The sequence below is a fragment of the Paenibacillus sp. B01 genome (genome assembly GCF_009649995.1).
Taxonomy (GTDB): Bacteria; Bacillota; Bacilli; order Paenibacillales; family Paenibacillaceae; genus Paenibacillus_O; species Paenibacillus_O pasadenensis.
Map to the genome: position 1 here is coordinate 2,451,122 of NZ_CP045802.1, position 13,138 is coordinate 2,464,259.

At 65.7% G+C, this 13,138-nt stretch carries 14 protein-coding genes; 10 read left to right on the forward strand and 4 right to left on the reverse strand.

Annotated features, from left to right (window positions below):
• Positions 1-17 precede the first annotated feature (17 nt).
• A complete protein-coding gene (locus GE073_RS10445) occupies positions 18-458 on the reverse strand; it encodes a ribonuclease domain-containing protein (RefSeq protein WP_028599604.1) in 441 nt (146 codons plus the stop codon).
• A gap of 213 nt (positions 459-671) precedes the next feature.
• Between GE073_RS10445 and GE073_RS10450 the strand changes: the two genes are divergently transcribed.
• Together GE073_RS10450 and GE073_RS10455 are read left to right on the forward strand one after the other, a co-directional pair.
• On the forward strand, positions 672-2,210 hold the full coding sequence (locus GE073_RS10450) for an ATP-binding protein (protein WP_101808980.1): 1,539 nt from the start codon (positions 672-674) through the stop codon (positions 2,208-2,210).
• A complete protein-coding gene (locus tag GE073_RS10455) occupies positions 2,200-2,913 on the forward strand; it encodes a response regulator (RefSeq protein WP_028599605.1) in 714 nt (237 codons plus the stop codon). Before GE073_RS10450 ends, GE073_RS10455 begins: the two co-directional genes overlap by 11 nt.
• 163 nt (positions 2,914-3,076) lie before the next feature.
• On the opposite strand, the gene comJ is transcribed toward GE073_RS10455, so the two are convergent.
• Together comJ and GE073_RS10465 are read right to left on the reverse strand one after the other, a co-directional pair.
• Positions 3,077-3,562 (reverse strand): competence protein ComJ, encoded by a 486-nt coding sequence (gene comJ, locus GE073_RS10460; protein ID WP_153783426.1) that lies wholly within the window; start codon positions 3,560-3,562, stop codon positions 3,077-3,079.
• An 87-nt stretch (positions 3,563-3,649) separates the two neighbouring features.
• The gene (locus GE073_RS10465) at positions 3,650-4,045 is read right to left on the reverse strand and encodes a NucA/NucB deoxyribonuclease domain-containing protein (protein WP_028599611.1); all 396 of its coding nucleotides are present in this window, start codon (positions 4,043-4,045) and stop codon (positions 3,650-3,652) included.
• 278 nt (positions 4,046-4,323) lie between these two features.
• On the opposite strand from GE073_RS10465, the gene GE073_RS10470 reads away from it, so the two are divergent.
• Positions 4,324-5,796: a sensor histidine kinase gene (locus GE073_RS10470; RefSeq protein ID WP_164820099.1), complete on the forward strand. Its 1,473-nt coding sequence runs from the start codon at positions 4,324-4,326 to the stop codon at positions 5,794-5,796.
• Between the two features lie 34 nt (positions 5,797-5,830).
• Here GE073_RS10470 and GE073_RS10475 read toward each other — a convergent pair whose 3' ends face one another.
• Positions 5,831-6,454: a response regulator transcription factor gene (locus GE073_RS10475; protein ID WP_028599613.1), complete on the reverse strand. Its 624-nt coding sequence runs from the start codon at positions 6,452-6,454 to the stop codon at positions 5,831-5,833.
• 300 nt (positions 6,455-6,754) lie between these two features.
• Between GE073_RS10475 and GE073_RS10480 the strand changes: the two genes are divergently transcribed.
• From GE073_RS10480 to GE073_RS10515, 7 genes are all read left to right on the forward strand, one after another.
• Entirely contained in the window at positions 6,755-7,081 is a 327-nt protein-coding gene (locus GE073_RS10480; protein WP_028599614.1) for a hypothetical protein, read from the forward strand.
• A gap of 43 nt (positions 7,082-7,124) precedes the next feature.
• On the forward strand, positions 7,125-8,192 hold the full coding sequence (locus GE073_RS10485; RefSeq protein WP_043111535.1) for a phage tail sheath subtilisin-like domain-containing protein: 1,068 nt from the start codon (positions 7,125-7,127) through the stop codon (positions 8,190-8,192).
• A gap of 33 nt (positions 8,193-8,225) precedes the next feature.
• The gene (locus tag GE073_RS10490) at positions 8,226-8,666 is read left to right on the forward strand and encodes a phage tail tube protein (RefSeq protein WP_028599616.1); all 441 of its coding nucleotides are present in this window, start codon (positions 8,226-8,228) and stop codon (positions 8,664-8,666) included.
• On the forward strand, positions 8,667-9,083 hold the full coding sequence (locus GE073_RS10495) for a phage tail assembly chaperone (protein ID WP_052333400.1): 417 nt from the start codon (positions 8,667-8,669) through the stop codon (positions 9,081-9,083).
• A gap of 215 nt (positions 9,084-9,298) precedes the next feature.
• Entirely contained in the window at positions 9,299-11,494 is a 2,196-nt protein-coding gene (locus tag GE073_RS10505) for a phage tail tape measure protein (RefSeq protein ID WP_028599618.1), read from the forward strand.
• Positions 11,491-12,123, forward strand: coding sequence for a LysM peptidoglycan-binding domain-containing protein (locus tag GE073_RS10510; RefSeq protein WP_028599619.1), 633 nt, complete (start codon positions 11,491-11,493; stop codon positions 12,121-12,123). Before GE073_RS10505 ends, GE073_RS10510 begins: the two co-directional genes overlap by 4 nt.
• The gene (locus tag GE073_RS10515) at positions 12,120-13,103 is read left to right on the forward strand and encodes an XkdQ/YqbQ family protein (RefSeq protein WP_043111536.1); all 984 of its coding nucleotides are present in this window, start codon (positions 12,120-12,122) and stop codon (positions 13,101-13,103) included. The genes GE073_RS10510 and GE073_RS10515 overlap by 4 nt, the downstream gene beginning before the upstream one ends.
• Positions 13,104-13,138: the final 35 nt, after the last annotated feature.

A 13,138-nucleotide genomic window follows, 5' to 3' on the forward strand; every position in this document is an offset into this window, starting at 1 on the left:
GCTTCTAGTCTACCATCTCAGTTCCACTTCGTGAAGGTGACGTAATGATCGCTCGTCGTGTAGTACAGGCCGTCATTTGAATAGAGGACGCGGGAAGCGTTGCGGCATCCGGAGCTGTAGTAGGCGTCCGCTTCCTTCCACGTCCGTCCGCTTTTGGCCGGGAGCTTGCCCTCGCGGTTCTGGAACGTATCGCCGCCGATGCTGTAGCCCGGAGCGACGGTCGCCAGATTGCACTGGCTCGATACCCAGCCGCGGCTCGTCGCCTGGCTTTTCGTCAGGAAGTTCGGGGGCAGCTTGCCGTTCGCCTTCAGGTAGCTGATGATGCCGGCAAAGTCCGTAGGCCCGGACACCGCGGCGGCGGCGGACGGAACGGCTTGCAGCCCGAGCTGCGGCGAGCTGCCGAGGACGAGCGCGAGAACAAGAGAGATGCTGGCGATGAGACGGACGACGGATTTCATGACTTCATGCCTCCTGACATCGAATGGATTGGAATTCGCTCCGATTATACCAACGATTGGAAGAAAGAGGGCTATACATTTTGTAAAGCGCGAGCCGGACAGATTGTCGGAAAAAATCCGCATTCTTTATATTATTTTTACGGCTGCGCGCCGGGCTTGGGGCGGCTCGGTGCGGTATAATGGGACGATATCGGTTGGAAAGGGTGACGGAGCATGGCGGAAGCAGCCGCACAGCCGAGCTGGCTGCCCTATGCGGCGGTAGTGGCGGGCACGGCCGCCCTGACCGCGCTCATGCGGGTGCCCGAGCTGGGCATGGATCCGGTCAACGCGGCGCTGATCTATTTGTTTCCGATTCTGATCGGAGCGGTCTACGGCGGACGCGGTCCGGCCGTCGCCGCAGCGGGAGCGGGCATATTGGCGTTCGACTTCTTCTTCGTGCCGCCGGTGCTCAGCTTCACGGTGGCGGACCTGCGCTATCTGGTCTCGTTCGCCGTCTATCTGGCCGTGGCGCTGCTCACGTCGGAGCTGGCCGGACGGCTGAAGCGGCAGGTGCGGCAGGCGGTCACGCAGCAGCGGCAGACCGCGATCCTGTATGACATCAGCCGGAGCATGAGCGACGTAGCGGATGTCGAGTCGCTCGTGCGGACGTTCCGGGCGGGCATCGGCAGCCTGACCGGGGAGGAGACGGTCTTTTATTTGCCGGGAAAAGACGGACGTCTCGTCCGCTACGGCGCCGACCCGGCGGCTGCGCCAGATGTGGAAGAGGAGCGCATGCGGCGGATCGTCGAGAGCGTCGCCCGGCAGGAGGCCGGGGACGCGGGCAGCATCCGCATCCTGGACGGAGCGACGCTGCTGCTCCCGCTGACGGCCGAGGAAGAGTCTCTCGGCGTGCTGCTGCTGCGGGGCGACCCGCAGCAGGCAGGGGCGTGGCCGGCGGACCGCACCCGCTGCGAGGCGATGGCCGGCCTGGCGGCGGGCGCTTTGGCCCGTATCCGCAGGGGCGAGGAGGCGAGGCTGGCGCAGGTGACGGCCGAGTCGGAGCGGCTGCGGGCCGCGCTGCTCGACTCCGTCTCGCATGAGCTGAGGACGCCGCTCGCGGAGATGATCGGCTCGAGCAGCGCCCTGCTGGAATCGGGGGCGCTGTTCGGCGAGGAGGAGCGGCGCGAGCTGCTCGTCTCGATCCGCGGAGGGGCTTTGCGCATGAACCGGCTGGTGGCCAATTTGCTCGGCATGGTCCGGCTGGAGAGCGGCCTGCTGCGGCTGAGGCGGGATTGGGTCGGCACCGACGAGCTGGTCGGCGCGGCGCTTCGCCAGCTGAAGGAGGCTCGGGGCGAACGGGCGGTCGAGCTGCGGCTCGGCGATCCCGCCCCTCTGCTGCGGGGAGATCCGGTGCTGCTGGAGCAGATGCTCGTCAATTTGATCGGCAATGCGGTCAAATATTCGCCGGACGGCAGCCGGATCGTCATCGCCGCCGAGGAGCGGGAGGGCTTCGTGCGGATCGCCGTCCGCGACGAGGGCATCGGCATTCCGGAGGCGGACCGGGAGCGGATTTTCCAGAAATTTTATCGCAGCGGCAATGCAGCGTCGGTGACCGGGACGGGACTCGGCCTGTCCATCGCCAAGGCGGTCGCCGAGCTTCATGGCGGCTCGATCGCCGCCGGACCCGGGGACGGCGGCATCGGCGCCGTCATGACCGTCGAGCTGCCGGCGGCTGCAACGGACCAGACAGGAGGCGGAGAGCATGACGAATAAGGCGGGCGGAGCGCGCATCCTGCTCATCGAGGACGAGCCGCAAATCCGCAAGCTGCTGCGGATGACGCTGCAGGCGCATGGCTACGAGGTGCAGGAGAGCGTCACGGGCGAGGACGGCCTGCTGCAGGCAGCGGCCGGGCATCCCGACCTCGTGCTGCTCGATCTCGGCCTGCCGGACGGTCCGGGACTGGACGTGCTGAAGCGGCTGCGCGAGTGGTCGCCGATGCCGGTCATCGTGCTGACGGCCAAGGACGGCGAGGAGGACAAGATCGAGGCGCTCGACAGCGGGGCGGACGATTATGTGACCAAGCCGTTCGGCACGGGGGAGCTCGTCGCGCGCATCCGCGTCGCCCTCCGCCATGCGGCGGGCGGCCCGGCGGCCGAGCCGGTGCTGCGGTTCGGGCGGCTGACGGTCGACTTGGCGCAGCGGATCGTGGAGCTGTCGGGGGAGCGGGTGAAGCTGACGCCGACCGAGTACGATCTGCTCAAGGCGCTCGCGCAGCACGCGGGCAAGGTGATGACGCAGAAGCAGCTGCTCCGGCAAGTATGGGGACCGGGCCATGTCGAGTCGGAAGGCCATTATCTGCGCGTCTATGTCGGCCATCTGCGCAAGAAGCTCGAGGACAACGCGGCCGATCCGCTCTATATCGCGACCGAGCCGGGCATCGGCTACCGTTTCCTGACGGGCGAGCGAGAGAGCTGAGGCCAGGGAGCGCAAAGGCGCATCGCAAAGCAGCTGACGGCTGCACGCGATGCGCCTTTTCGGTTCGGTGCCAAGCGGATCTAGACGGGGACATCGAACGACCGGACCGTCGAAAAAAAGCCTGGCCGCATCCGTGCATGCACGGATGCGGCCAGGCTCATGTTCAAACGGCCGCCTCCGCGGCCAGGACCAGCTCGGCAGGCGGGTCGAGCTCCTCGTCCTGCCGGACGATGCGAGCCGCCGGCGACTCCGCCGGGGCGAAGGCGAGCCGATAGCGGCCGGGGCCATCGCCGCCGCCCGCCGGCTCGAACGCTTCGAACTGAAGCTCGTACAAGCCGGCGGGCAGCTCGGCCGCCAGCGTCCCCGACAGGATGCTGCTGACCGCGATGCCGCTGCCGTCCGCGCGGAACGGCACGACGATGACGCGGACCGCGTCGGCTGCCGGCTCGGGCAGCCTCTCGTCAAGCTCCAGCTCGACGAGGCTGCGGACATCGCCGAGCGTGCCGAACGAGACGCTGCCCTCGCGCCAGGCAAAGCCTTGGCCGACATGCTCGTCCGTCCAGTCGGAATAAGGATGCTCCTCGCTGCGGTTGTACGCCGCGAGCTGAGAGTAGGATACGAGCAGCTCGGTGGTGCCCAATCGGGTCATGCGGCATCACTCCTTTTTCAACCGGTTGAATGCGCCGGAATCGGGTAGCTTCAGTATAGCCGATCCGCCGGACGCGGAGAAGGCTCGTCAGCTGCCGTAGGACATGACAAACTTGATCCGCTTGCCGTTCGCGTACGAGGAAAGCTGGTTGCCGACCCATGCCCCTGCGCCGCGGTTGTCGGAGGACGGCACGTAGCGCACGTCCGCGCCTGCACCGCCTTCGTCGCACATCGCCATCGGCCATTCGTCGCGGTCGTAGCCGCTTTTGGTCGGGATGCCCTTGAGCGACTCCTTGCGGTTCGCGTCCGCGCCGGCCCGATCGATCGTGCAGATCGCCGAATGCCCGTCCGCGATCGCGTCGCGGATATGATCGCCGGTCAGCGGGTAGCGGTCGAACGGAAAATAAATGACGGCGTCATAGCCGGCTGCCGCCTCGGTCCGGACGGAAGCGCCCGGAAACAGCGCCGCCATAAAGGCGAGCATCGCGACAAGTCCCCAGCCAAGCTTGCGTTTCCACATAAAAATCCCTCCCAGTCGAATTGGAATCATCCGCGGCGGCTGAGGACTGAACATCGGTTTAACCGCGCCTGAACGTTCGCTCAAGAGTATAGAGGGCAAAGGCCGGATTGTACATTTAACATTGTGTAAAAACCGCCGCTGTCCGTGCCTATGACTTTAGGCCCATCCCTGCTGGCGGCGCGCTGCCGTATAATCGGAGCGAAAGGAATCGGGCTTTTTGGCCAGCAATGGAGGACGCTAGCTTGACGATCCTGTATCTGTTCATGTTCCTGTCGCTATGGACGCTGGGACTGACGTTCCTTGCCTTCAACTTCCGCCGCAATTTCTGGATCGCGCTGACGATGCTGAGCGGCGGCATGTCCAGCTGCGCCTTCTCCATCCATCTGACGATCCTTCCGCGCCTCCAGCCGCTCGGCTGGCTGACGCCGGACGTCGAGACGATCCTCTATCAGGCGAGCGTCTTCATGATGACCGTCTATCTGTACCTTTTTCCCGCGATCACCTCGCTCGGCGCGCTCTGGATGGGCGGCATCGAGTCCCGCCGCGCGCGTCACCTGCTTGCGTCCGCGCTGCTGCTGCCCGCCGTCCTGAACCTGCTGCGCCATCTCGAGCGGGAGCCGTGGAACGTCTTCGCCTTCGAGGAGCAGCGCCTGCTTGTCGGCTTCTATCTCGCTGCGGCCGTGTTTTTCTTCTTCCTCGCCTACTGGCGGGACGGCAGCATGTACAGCCTGAGCAACAAGAAACGCGTCGCCTGGCTGTTCTCCGCGGCGGTCGTCTGGGCGTACGTGACCGACTTCCTCGGCATGAAGCGGCTGGAGCTCCGCATGTGGGATTTCCGCCTGGAAAGCAACAACCTGTGGCAGCTGAACGTCATCATGATTTTCAGCCTCGTCGGGGCCATCCTGTACCAGCTCATCCGCAACGGCTTCCTCGGCATCAAGCTGCGCATCGAGCGCGAGCGCCGCAGCTACTCGCTGCGCGCGATCACGATGGGCGTGTCGATCCTGAACCACTCGATCAAGAACGAGATTCAAAAAATCGACTACTTGACGGAAAAGGCGGCCGGACAGCTGGAAAACGGGGAGGCGGAGCGGTCGAAGGAATCGCTGCGGCAGATCGGCGGCGTCACCTCGCATCTGCTCTCCATGGTGGAGAGCATCCGTGAAAAGTCGGACGAGATCGTCCTGCGCGAAGCCGCCGTCGATGTGCGGGAAATGCTGGAGGGCGCGCTCGGGCCGATGCGGCCTCAGCTGGCAGGTCGCGGGACGAGGCTCGAGTCGAGCGTGGAGGACGGGGAGCTGAGAGGCGATCGGATGCATCTGCTGGAGACGGTGTCGAACCTGCTGCAAAATGCCGCCGATGCGGCGAAGGGCAAGGAAGGGACCATCTCGGTGCGCGCCTTTTCGACGCGCAAGCGGTTCATCGTCGAGGTGCGCGACGACGGCGCGGGCATCGATCCCGAGCATGCGCCGCGCATCATGGAGCCGTTCTACACGACCAAAAGAAACGCGTCCAACCACGGGCTGGGCCTGTCCTATTGCGCGCAGGTCGCCCAGAAGCACGGCGGAGCGATCGTCTTTCCGCCTGTCGAGCCGGGCAGCGGGACGATCGTGCAGCTGCAGCTGCCGGCATCCCGATTCCGCGCGAGGCCGCCGCTCGCCGCCGCGGAGCAGGCGCGGCATGCCTCCTCGCCGTCCGCCGCAAGCGAGGGCTGACGCCGCAAGCCTGCGCCAGCCGGCATGCGCGGGCTCAATCATGCTCGTCGTCCGCCGCGCGCGAGGGCTGATGGAGCCGGAACGGCAGCAGCTTGCTGCGGATGCTTTTGATCTGGGACTTGATCGTATGGGCGGACTTGTACAGCCGGTCGGAAATCTGCTGCCGGCTCAGCCCCGCCCGACGCAGCTCGTACACCTCGCGCTCGGTCGGCGTCAGCTCCATCAGCTGCAGCTCGGCCCGCATCGCGCCGGCTGCGTCCGCGTGGATCTGCGCGGCGCCCGCGGCGGCTTCCCGGATCGCGCGGACGATATCCTTGCAGCTCTGCTTGGTCATATAGTTCACCGCTCCGAGCTGCAGCGATTTCAGGATGATCGAGCTTTCCTTGAGCGACGTCAGCATGATGACCTTGACGTCGCGCTCGCCGACGATCGGCCACAGCTCCTGCACCGCCTCCAGTCCGTCGAGCTTGTTGCCCGACAGATTGATGTCCATCAGCACCACGTCCAGAGCCCTGTCAAGCGCTGCCGCTTGCAGGGCTTCTTCTTTGCTTCCGCAGACGGCGGCGACCTCGATATCCGCTTCGGCGGCCAGATCGGAGCTGATGTTTTCCTGCCAGAACGGATCGTCCTCCACCAGCATGACGCGTATGCGGCGCATGCGGACCGCCTCCTCCGAGCCTGTTTTTCATGGAGTATATCAAGTCCCGCCTCAGCTGAACAGGGCGAACTTCCATCATCCCCCCGCTGAACATCCGTTCCGAGGCCGGGTGATAAAAGTTCATCCTCCCCCGTCCCCCCTCGGCGCTCCTATAATCCAGGTTGTGCCCGAAAGGAGGAGAGAGCGATCACGATCACGGCGGACATCGAGGCCATCTGCGCCTGGATCAAGGGGCTTGAGCCGAATGCGGCGATCAGCCGGCACGAGCCTCCGGCCGAGCCGGCTCACGGAGACTGGACGGTGGCGCTGCTGGCGGAAGAGCGGCGGCTCGACATGGCGCATGCCGTCGCGGCGGAGCGCAGCTATGCCGTCGCCTGCTACCGCTCGAGCGCCGGGGAGGCGGTGCTGGCGCTCGAGGCGCTGATCGCCTCGCCGAGGCCGGCGTCCGGTGAGGAAGCGACCGTCGTGCGCGGGCTGGCCTTGGCGAGGCTCGGACAGTCGGAGCGGCTCGAAGGCGGCCTGCATCGCTGCAGCTGCCAGCTGCAGGGCACCGTGCGCGAGCGGCTGGAGCTGCCGGCAGCTCCGAAAATGAAGAAGCTTCATCTGAACGACAGCCGGGAAGGCTGAGCAGCACCGAACAAGCAAATCGAAGGAAAAGGTGGCGACGAACATGGGCGGTACATGGGATACGACGAGCCTGCCGGCGCGTCCGGGACTGTACATCAATTTCGTGAACGCGGCGGCAGCTGTAATCAAGGGAGGAGCGCGCGGCACGGTGGCGCTGCCGCTGCTGAAATACGGCACGGCGGCAAAGGAGAAGTTCTACACGATCGAAAAGCCGGCCGAGGCGGTCGAGCTGTTCGGCGAGGCGGATGCGGCTCCGGTGCTGCTCGTCCTGCAAGGAGGGGCGCGCGAGGTTCTCGTGTACACGATGACGCCGCCGACGGGCGAGGGCGACGCGCTCAAGGCGTCCCGGGCGAAAAGCTTCCTCTCGATGCGCGACCAGCTGGAGGCGAGGCCGTTCAACGTCTTTGTCTATCCGGCCGAGGTGGAGGCGTCGGAGGTCGATCTGACGCTGGCGTGGATCAAAAGCAGCCGCAAGGACGGCAAGCACTTCCTCGCCGTATTCGGCGGCACGAGGGACGAGGACAAGGACCCGGCGCTCGGCAATGCCCGCAGCGTCAAGCTGAAGGACGACTACGCGGTCAATCTGATCACCGGCGCGGAGGCGGGCGGCAAGTCCTACTCCTCGGGCGAATACGCGCCGTATGTCGCCGGTCTGATCGCCGGCACCGGCATCAACAAGTCGATCACGTACGCCCAGGTGTCCGCGACCGACGCGCTGCGGCGGCTCAAGAACAGCGAGATCGCGGCCGCGCTCGAAAAAGGCTCGCTCGCGCTCGTCCATGACGGAGAGAAGGTCAAGGTCGAGCAGGGGCTCGTGACGAGCGGAGCCAAGATCCGCACGATCCGGGCGCGGCAGGCGGTCGCGACGGACATTCCAAAAACGGCGGCGGACAGCTACATCGGCAAGCTCGACAACAACGCCGACGGCCAGGCGGCGCTCATCTCCGCCGTGAAGGCGTACCTTGAGCGGCTGGAGCTGGCCAGCGTGCTGACGGACATCGAGGCCGGACTCGATCCGGAGCGCAAGTCCGAGGGCGACAACGTCTACCTGCGCATCGCCTACACGGAGATCGACAGCATGGAACGCATTTTCCTGACCATCGAGGTCTGAGGCAACCGAACCCAAGAGGAGGCATGAGATCGAATGCTGGATCCGACACGCGTCATCAACGGCGCTTACGGCTACGTGTACCATGACAGCAAGTGGCTGACGAACATCAAGTCCGCGGAAGCGAACGTGGAGATCTCCAAGGAAGAAGTGAAGCGCGCCGGAACGCGCTGGACCGCCCACAAGGTGACCGGACTGAGCGGCACCGGCACGATCAGCGGCTACAAGGTGACGTCCGAGTTCGTGGAGCTGATCGGCTCGATCGCCGACGACAAGAAGGGCAGCTTCATCACGGAGCTGATCCTCAAGCTGGAGGATCCCGAGTCGTACGGCGCTTACCGCGTCCGCTTGAAGGGCGTGACGTTCGACAAGATCCCGCTGCTGCACTACGAGGTCGGGTCGCTCGTCGAGGAGGAGCTGCCGTTCAGCTTCACCGGCTACGAGCTGCTCGACAAGCTCGCCGCGGAAGAAGCCTAGATGAATAACGGAGGTGAGACGTTCATGAGCGACAACCGCCAGACGGCCGTCCTGCACGCGCTGCTGAGCGCCGACACGAGGCCGCAGAAGGACATCCCGATGAAGAGGTTGGGCGTGGACTTCACGATCCAGGCGCTCGACGGCAAGACGATCAGCCGCATCCAGGAGCAGTGCACGCACTTCGCGGGCAAAGGCAGCAAGCGGGAGAAAATCCTCGACGAGGAGCAGTTCGGCGCCCTCGTCATCCAAAAGTCATGCGTCGTGCCGGACTGGACCGCGCGCGAGCTGACGGAAAAATACGGCACTCCGGCCGACGCGATCATGGGGCTGCTGCTGGCGGGCGAGATCGCGAGGCTTTCCTCCGAGATATTGGAGATCAGCGGCTTCGACAGCGACGAGGAAGAAGTAAAAAACTGATCCGGGCGGGCGGCGAGCCCTTCCTGCTCCATCTGATCTTCCAGCGCCACGGCATCGCGCCGGACGAGGTGTACAACAAGGAGGAGCGCTTCAAGCGCTTCATGTACGCCTCGATGATGCTGCAGCTGGAGGAAGAGGAGAAGGCGCGGAAGGCGAGCGAGCGGGCGGCCGCCCGCAGGTAGGATTCGGTCGATCGAAAGGAGGCGCGGGCGGATATGAGCACAGGAGGCGCTGCGCCCGGACCGTCCCAGAACGCCGCGCTGGAGCAGTTCTCGCGGCTGATGGATAAGATTCGCCGTCAGATGGAGCAGCTGTCCAAGTTGGACCCGTTGGGAGCGGCCGGGCGGAGCATAGCAGAGAAGCAGAAGCAGGCCAAGGATTTCCTCGAACAGATGAGAAAAGTCCGGAAGGATGCGGGCGATCAGATCAAGGCGCTCGGAAGGGAAGCCGCGGCAGGCACGGCCAAAGCCGCAAATGCCGCCGGCAATGTCGTGAGAGCCGCGGGAAGCGCATCGGCGAAGGCGGTCGGCAATGCCGCGAAGGCGGTCGGCAATGCCTCGGCGAGGGCGTCGAAAAGCATCGTCAAGGGAGGCATCCGCTTCGCGTTCAAGGAAAGGTCGATCGCTCCGCTGACCGGCATGATGAAGTCGGGGTGGGGAGGCGCGAAGGCGCTGGGAGGCAGAGCCAGGAGCTGGGCAGGCCAGAAATGGATGGACTCGACGAAGCCGGTCCGGGAAGGATGGGGCAAGGCGAAGGACGCTGTCTCGCAGGCGGCGGCTCCGGCAAGAGCGTATTTGGCCGAGCATAGCCGGCCGATGCGCGAGCGCTGGGCGGGCTACAAAAATCGCGGCGTGACGGCGGTCAAGTCGTATGCTCAAGGGCTTCGCGAGAAGGGGAGGGGCGTGTACGAGCAGCACAAGGGTTTGGTCAAGGAGCATGGAGCGGCGGCGGCAGCGATGGCCGGAGGCGCGATTGTCGCGGTCGGAACGAAATCGCTGGAGGCGGCCGAAACATTCGGCAAGGCTTCTTCGATCCTGCGGGCGTCCGCCGGAGTGCCTGGCGAGCAGATGGGGGAGCTGCTGGAGTCTTTCCGCAAGGTCGGATCGCAAGTGCCGCAAAACCTGGACGAAGTCGCCAAGGCGATGGGCACGCTGCGCGGCAGCTTGCCGCTCACGGGCGCCGGACTGGAGAAGACGTCCAAGACGCTGCTGGACGCGTCTCGGCTGACAGGAGGGGACAGCGCCGCCATGGCGGAGTCGCTGGCCGGCATCATGAACAGTTGGGACGTCAAGCTTGGCGACAGCTCAGGGACGCTCGACAGGTTTTTCGCCGCGAGCCGGGCCGGAAAGACCGATATGGCCGCCCTGATGAAGGGCGTGAGCGATTCGGCCGGCTCGTTCCAGGAGATGGAGCTCGGACTCGATGCCTCGACGGCGCTGATGGCCAAGTGGCAAAAGGCAGGCATCAATCCGATCCAGGATGTGCTGAAAAAAGTGGAAGGCGGAACGATGCAGCTGCCGGAGGGAGGCTTCGAAATCATCGCCTCGCAGATCCGGCAAGCGGAGTCGATCGCCGAAGCGGCCAAACTGGCGATCGGCGTATTCGGCCAAGAGGCCGGCATCGACCTGGCGCTGGCGCTGCGCGGCAGCACCGACGGCTTCAAAGGCATGCTCGGCTCGATGAGCGAGGCGAGCGGCAGCATCTCGGCGCAGTCGCAGCAGCTGCAAAGCTTCGGCGACGGCTGGGGCGCGCTGCAGAACCGGGTCACGATCGCGCTGGCGCCGCTCGGCGAGGCGCTGCTGCCGCTTGGCGAAGGCATCGTCACCGTCATGGAGGTGTTCGCGCGCAACGCGGATATTCTCGGCATCTCGGCGGCTGTCATGGCCGGGATTCTCATCGGCGTCTTCGCGCCGTCGCTGCTCGCTTCGGCCGCGGCCGCCTGGGCGGTGGCGGCGCCGATCCTGGCGATCCTCGCTCCCGTGCTGCTCGTCGGAGCGGCGGTCGCAGGACTGGCCTATCTGTTCAAGTATCATTTCGATGACATCAAGAAGTATTTCAACGACTTTGTCGGCGGCATTCTGGAAAAGTGGAACAAGGTCAAAGGCTTCCTCGGCCTCGGGGAGGACGCGACCGTCACGGTGGCGGCCGCCGGACCTGCCGGCGCGGCCGCCCTGCCCGGCCATTACCATGGCCTCGGCTACGTGCCGTACGACGGCATGGTCGCGCGCCTGCACAAGGGCGAGCGCGTGCTGAGCGCGCAGGAGAACCGCGAGCTGTCCGGAGGAGGAGCCGCCGGGCTGGCGGTGACGGTGACGGGCAATACGTTCCACGTCCGCCAGGAAAGCGACATCGACGGCATCGCCCGCGCGCTCGCGCGTGAAATCCGCGCCGCGGGAGGGCTGATGGGATGAGCGGCATGCAATTTTGGCTGACGCCGGACGGCGGAGGCAAGCGGCTGCGGCTGCCGGTCAATCCGGCCGTCCTGTCGGTGAAGCTGTCGCAGGGCTACCAGGACCTCTCGGTCGTGGCGCTCGGCGAGCGTACCGTATTCGGCGAAGCGGGCCTCAGCGAGTTTGCGATCTCCTCCTTTTTCCCCCGCGACTATCATCCTGGCTACTGCGAGCATATGGAGTTCGAGCCGCCCTGGAGCTGCGTCCAGCTCGTGGAGGGCTGGATGCGGGCCCGCAAGCCGGTGACGTTCGACATCACGGGCACGACGGTCGAGGGCGTGCCGACGACGATCCGCTCGTTCTCCTACGAGGAGCGGGCCGGCAGCCCCGGCGACCTCTATTATGAGCTCGCGCTCAAGCAGTACCGCCCGGTGCAGGCGGAGCCGGCCGCAGAGCAGGAGCGCAAGGACGGCTCGCCCACGCCGCCGGCGTTCTATGTCGTCGTCGCCGGCGACAGCCTGTGGAAGATCGCCCAGCGGATCTGGGGCGACGGCGACCGCTGGCGGGAGCTGCATGCGGCCAACCAGGCCGCCATCGGCAAGGATCCGAACCGGCTGAAGGTCGGGCTCAAGCTGGCGGTGCCGGCATGAGCTGGACGCTGACGCATGTGCGGCGCGGCGGCGAGGAGCTGGATCTGAGCGCGATGTGCATGTCGATCCGCTGGTCGGGCGATGTCAAGCAGGCGGCGCGCAAGCTCGTCGTCGAGCTGGTCAACACGGCCGACGGCCGCAGCCGGCTGGCTGAGATCGACAAGGGCGGCGAGCTGCGGCTCGCGGGCGAGTCGGGCGCGGAGCTTTTTCGCGGCGTCGTGTTCGCGGACTCGATCGACTCCGGCGGCCGCATGTCGGCGACGGCGTACGACGAGAACATCTACCTGACCAAAACGAAGGACTCGCGTCTGTTCCGCCGCATGACCGCGGACGGCATCATCCGCCAGCTGTGCGGCGAGTTCGGCGTGCCTGTCGGCGAGCTCGCCTCGACCGGCTTCGTCATTCCGAAGCTGATCCAGCGCGACAAGACGCTGTACGAGATGATGACGAAGGCGCTCGAGATGACGGAAGAGCAGAACGGACGCCGGTTCGAGCTTGGCTCGCGGGAAGGCCGGGTCGAGCTGCGGGAGCGCAGCGCGCAGCTCGTGCCGTGGCGCATCGAGGCGGGGCGGAATTTGCTGTCGGCGTCCTGCTCGCAGTCGATGGAGGAGATGAAGACGCAGGTGAAGGTGATGGGCCTCGACCCGCAGCGCACGGAGCAGGCCGTCGTCGTCCGCAGCGCCGAGCTCGCGGAGCGGTTCGGCGTCATGCAGCATTTCGTCAAGCCGAGCGCGGCGATGAGCCGCTCGATGATGCAGCAGCAGGCCGACGAGCTGCTGCGGCAGCTGGCGACGTTTGCCGACGAGGCCAGAATCGAGGCGCTCGGCATCGAGGAAGCGGTCTCGGGCGCGGTCGTCAAGGTCGAGGAGCGGCTGAGCGGCATCGTCGGCCGGTATGCGATCACCGCCGACGAGCATTCGTACGAGGGCGGCGCGCATCGCATGGCGCTGACGCTGACAGCGATGGAGGAAGCGGACTGAGGATGAAGACGCGCCGTACAACGGACAGGAGGGAA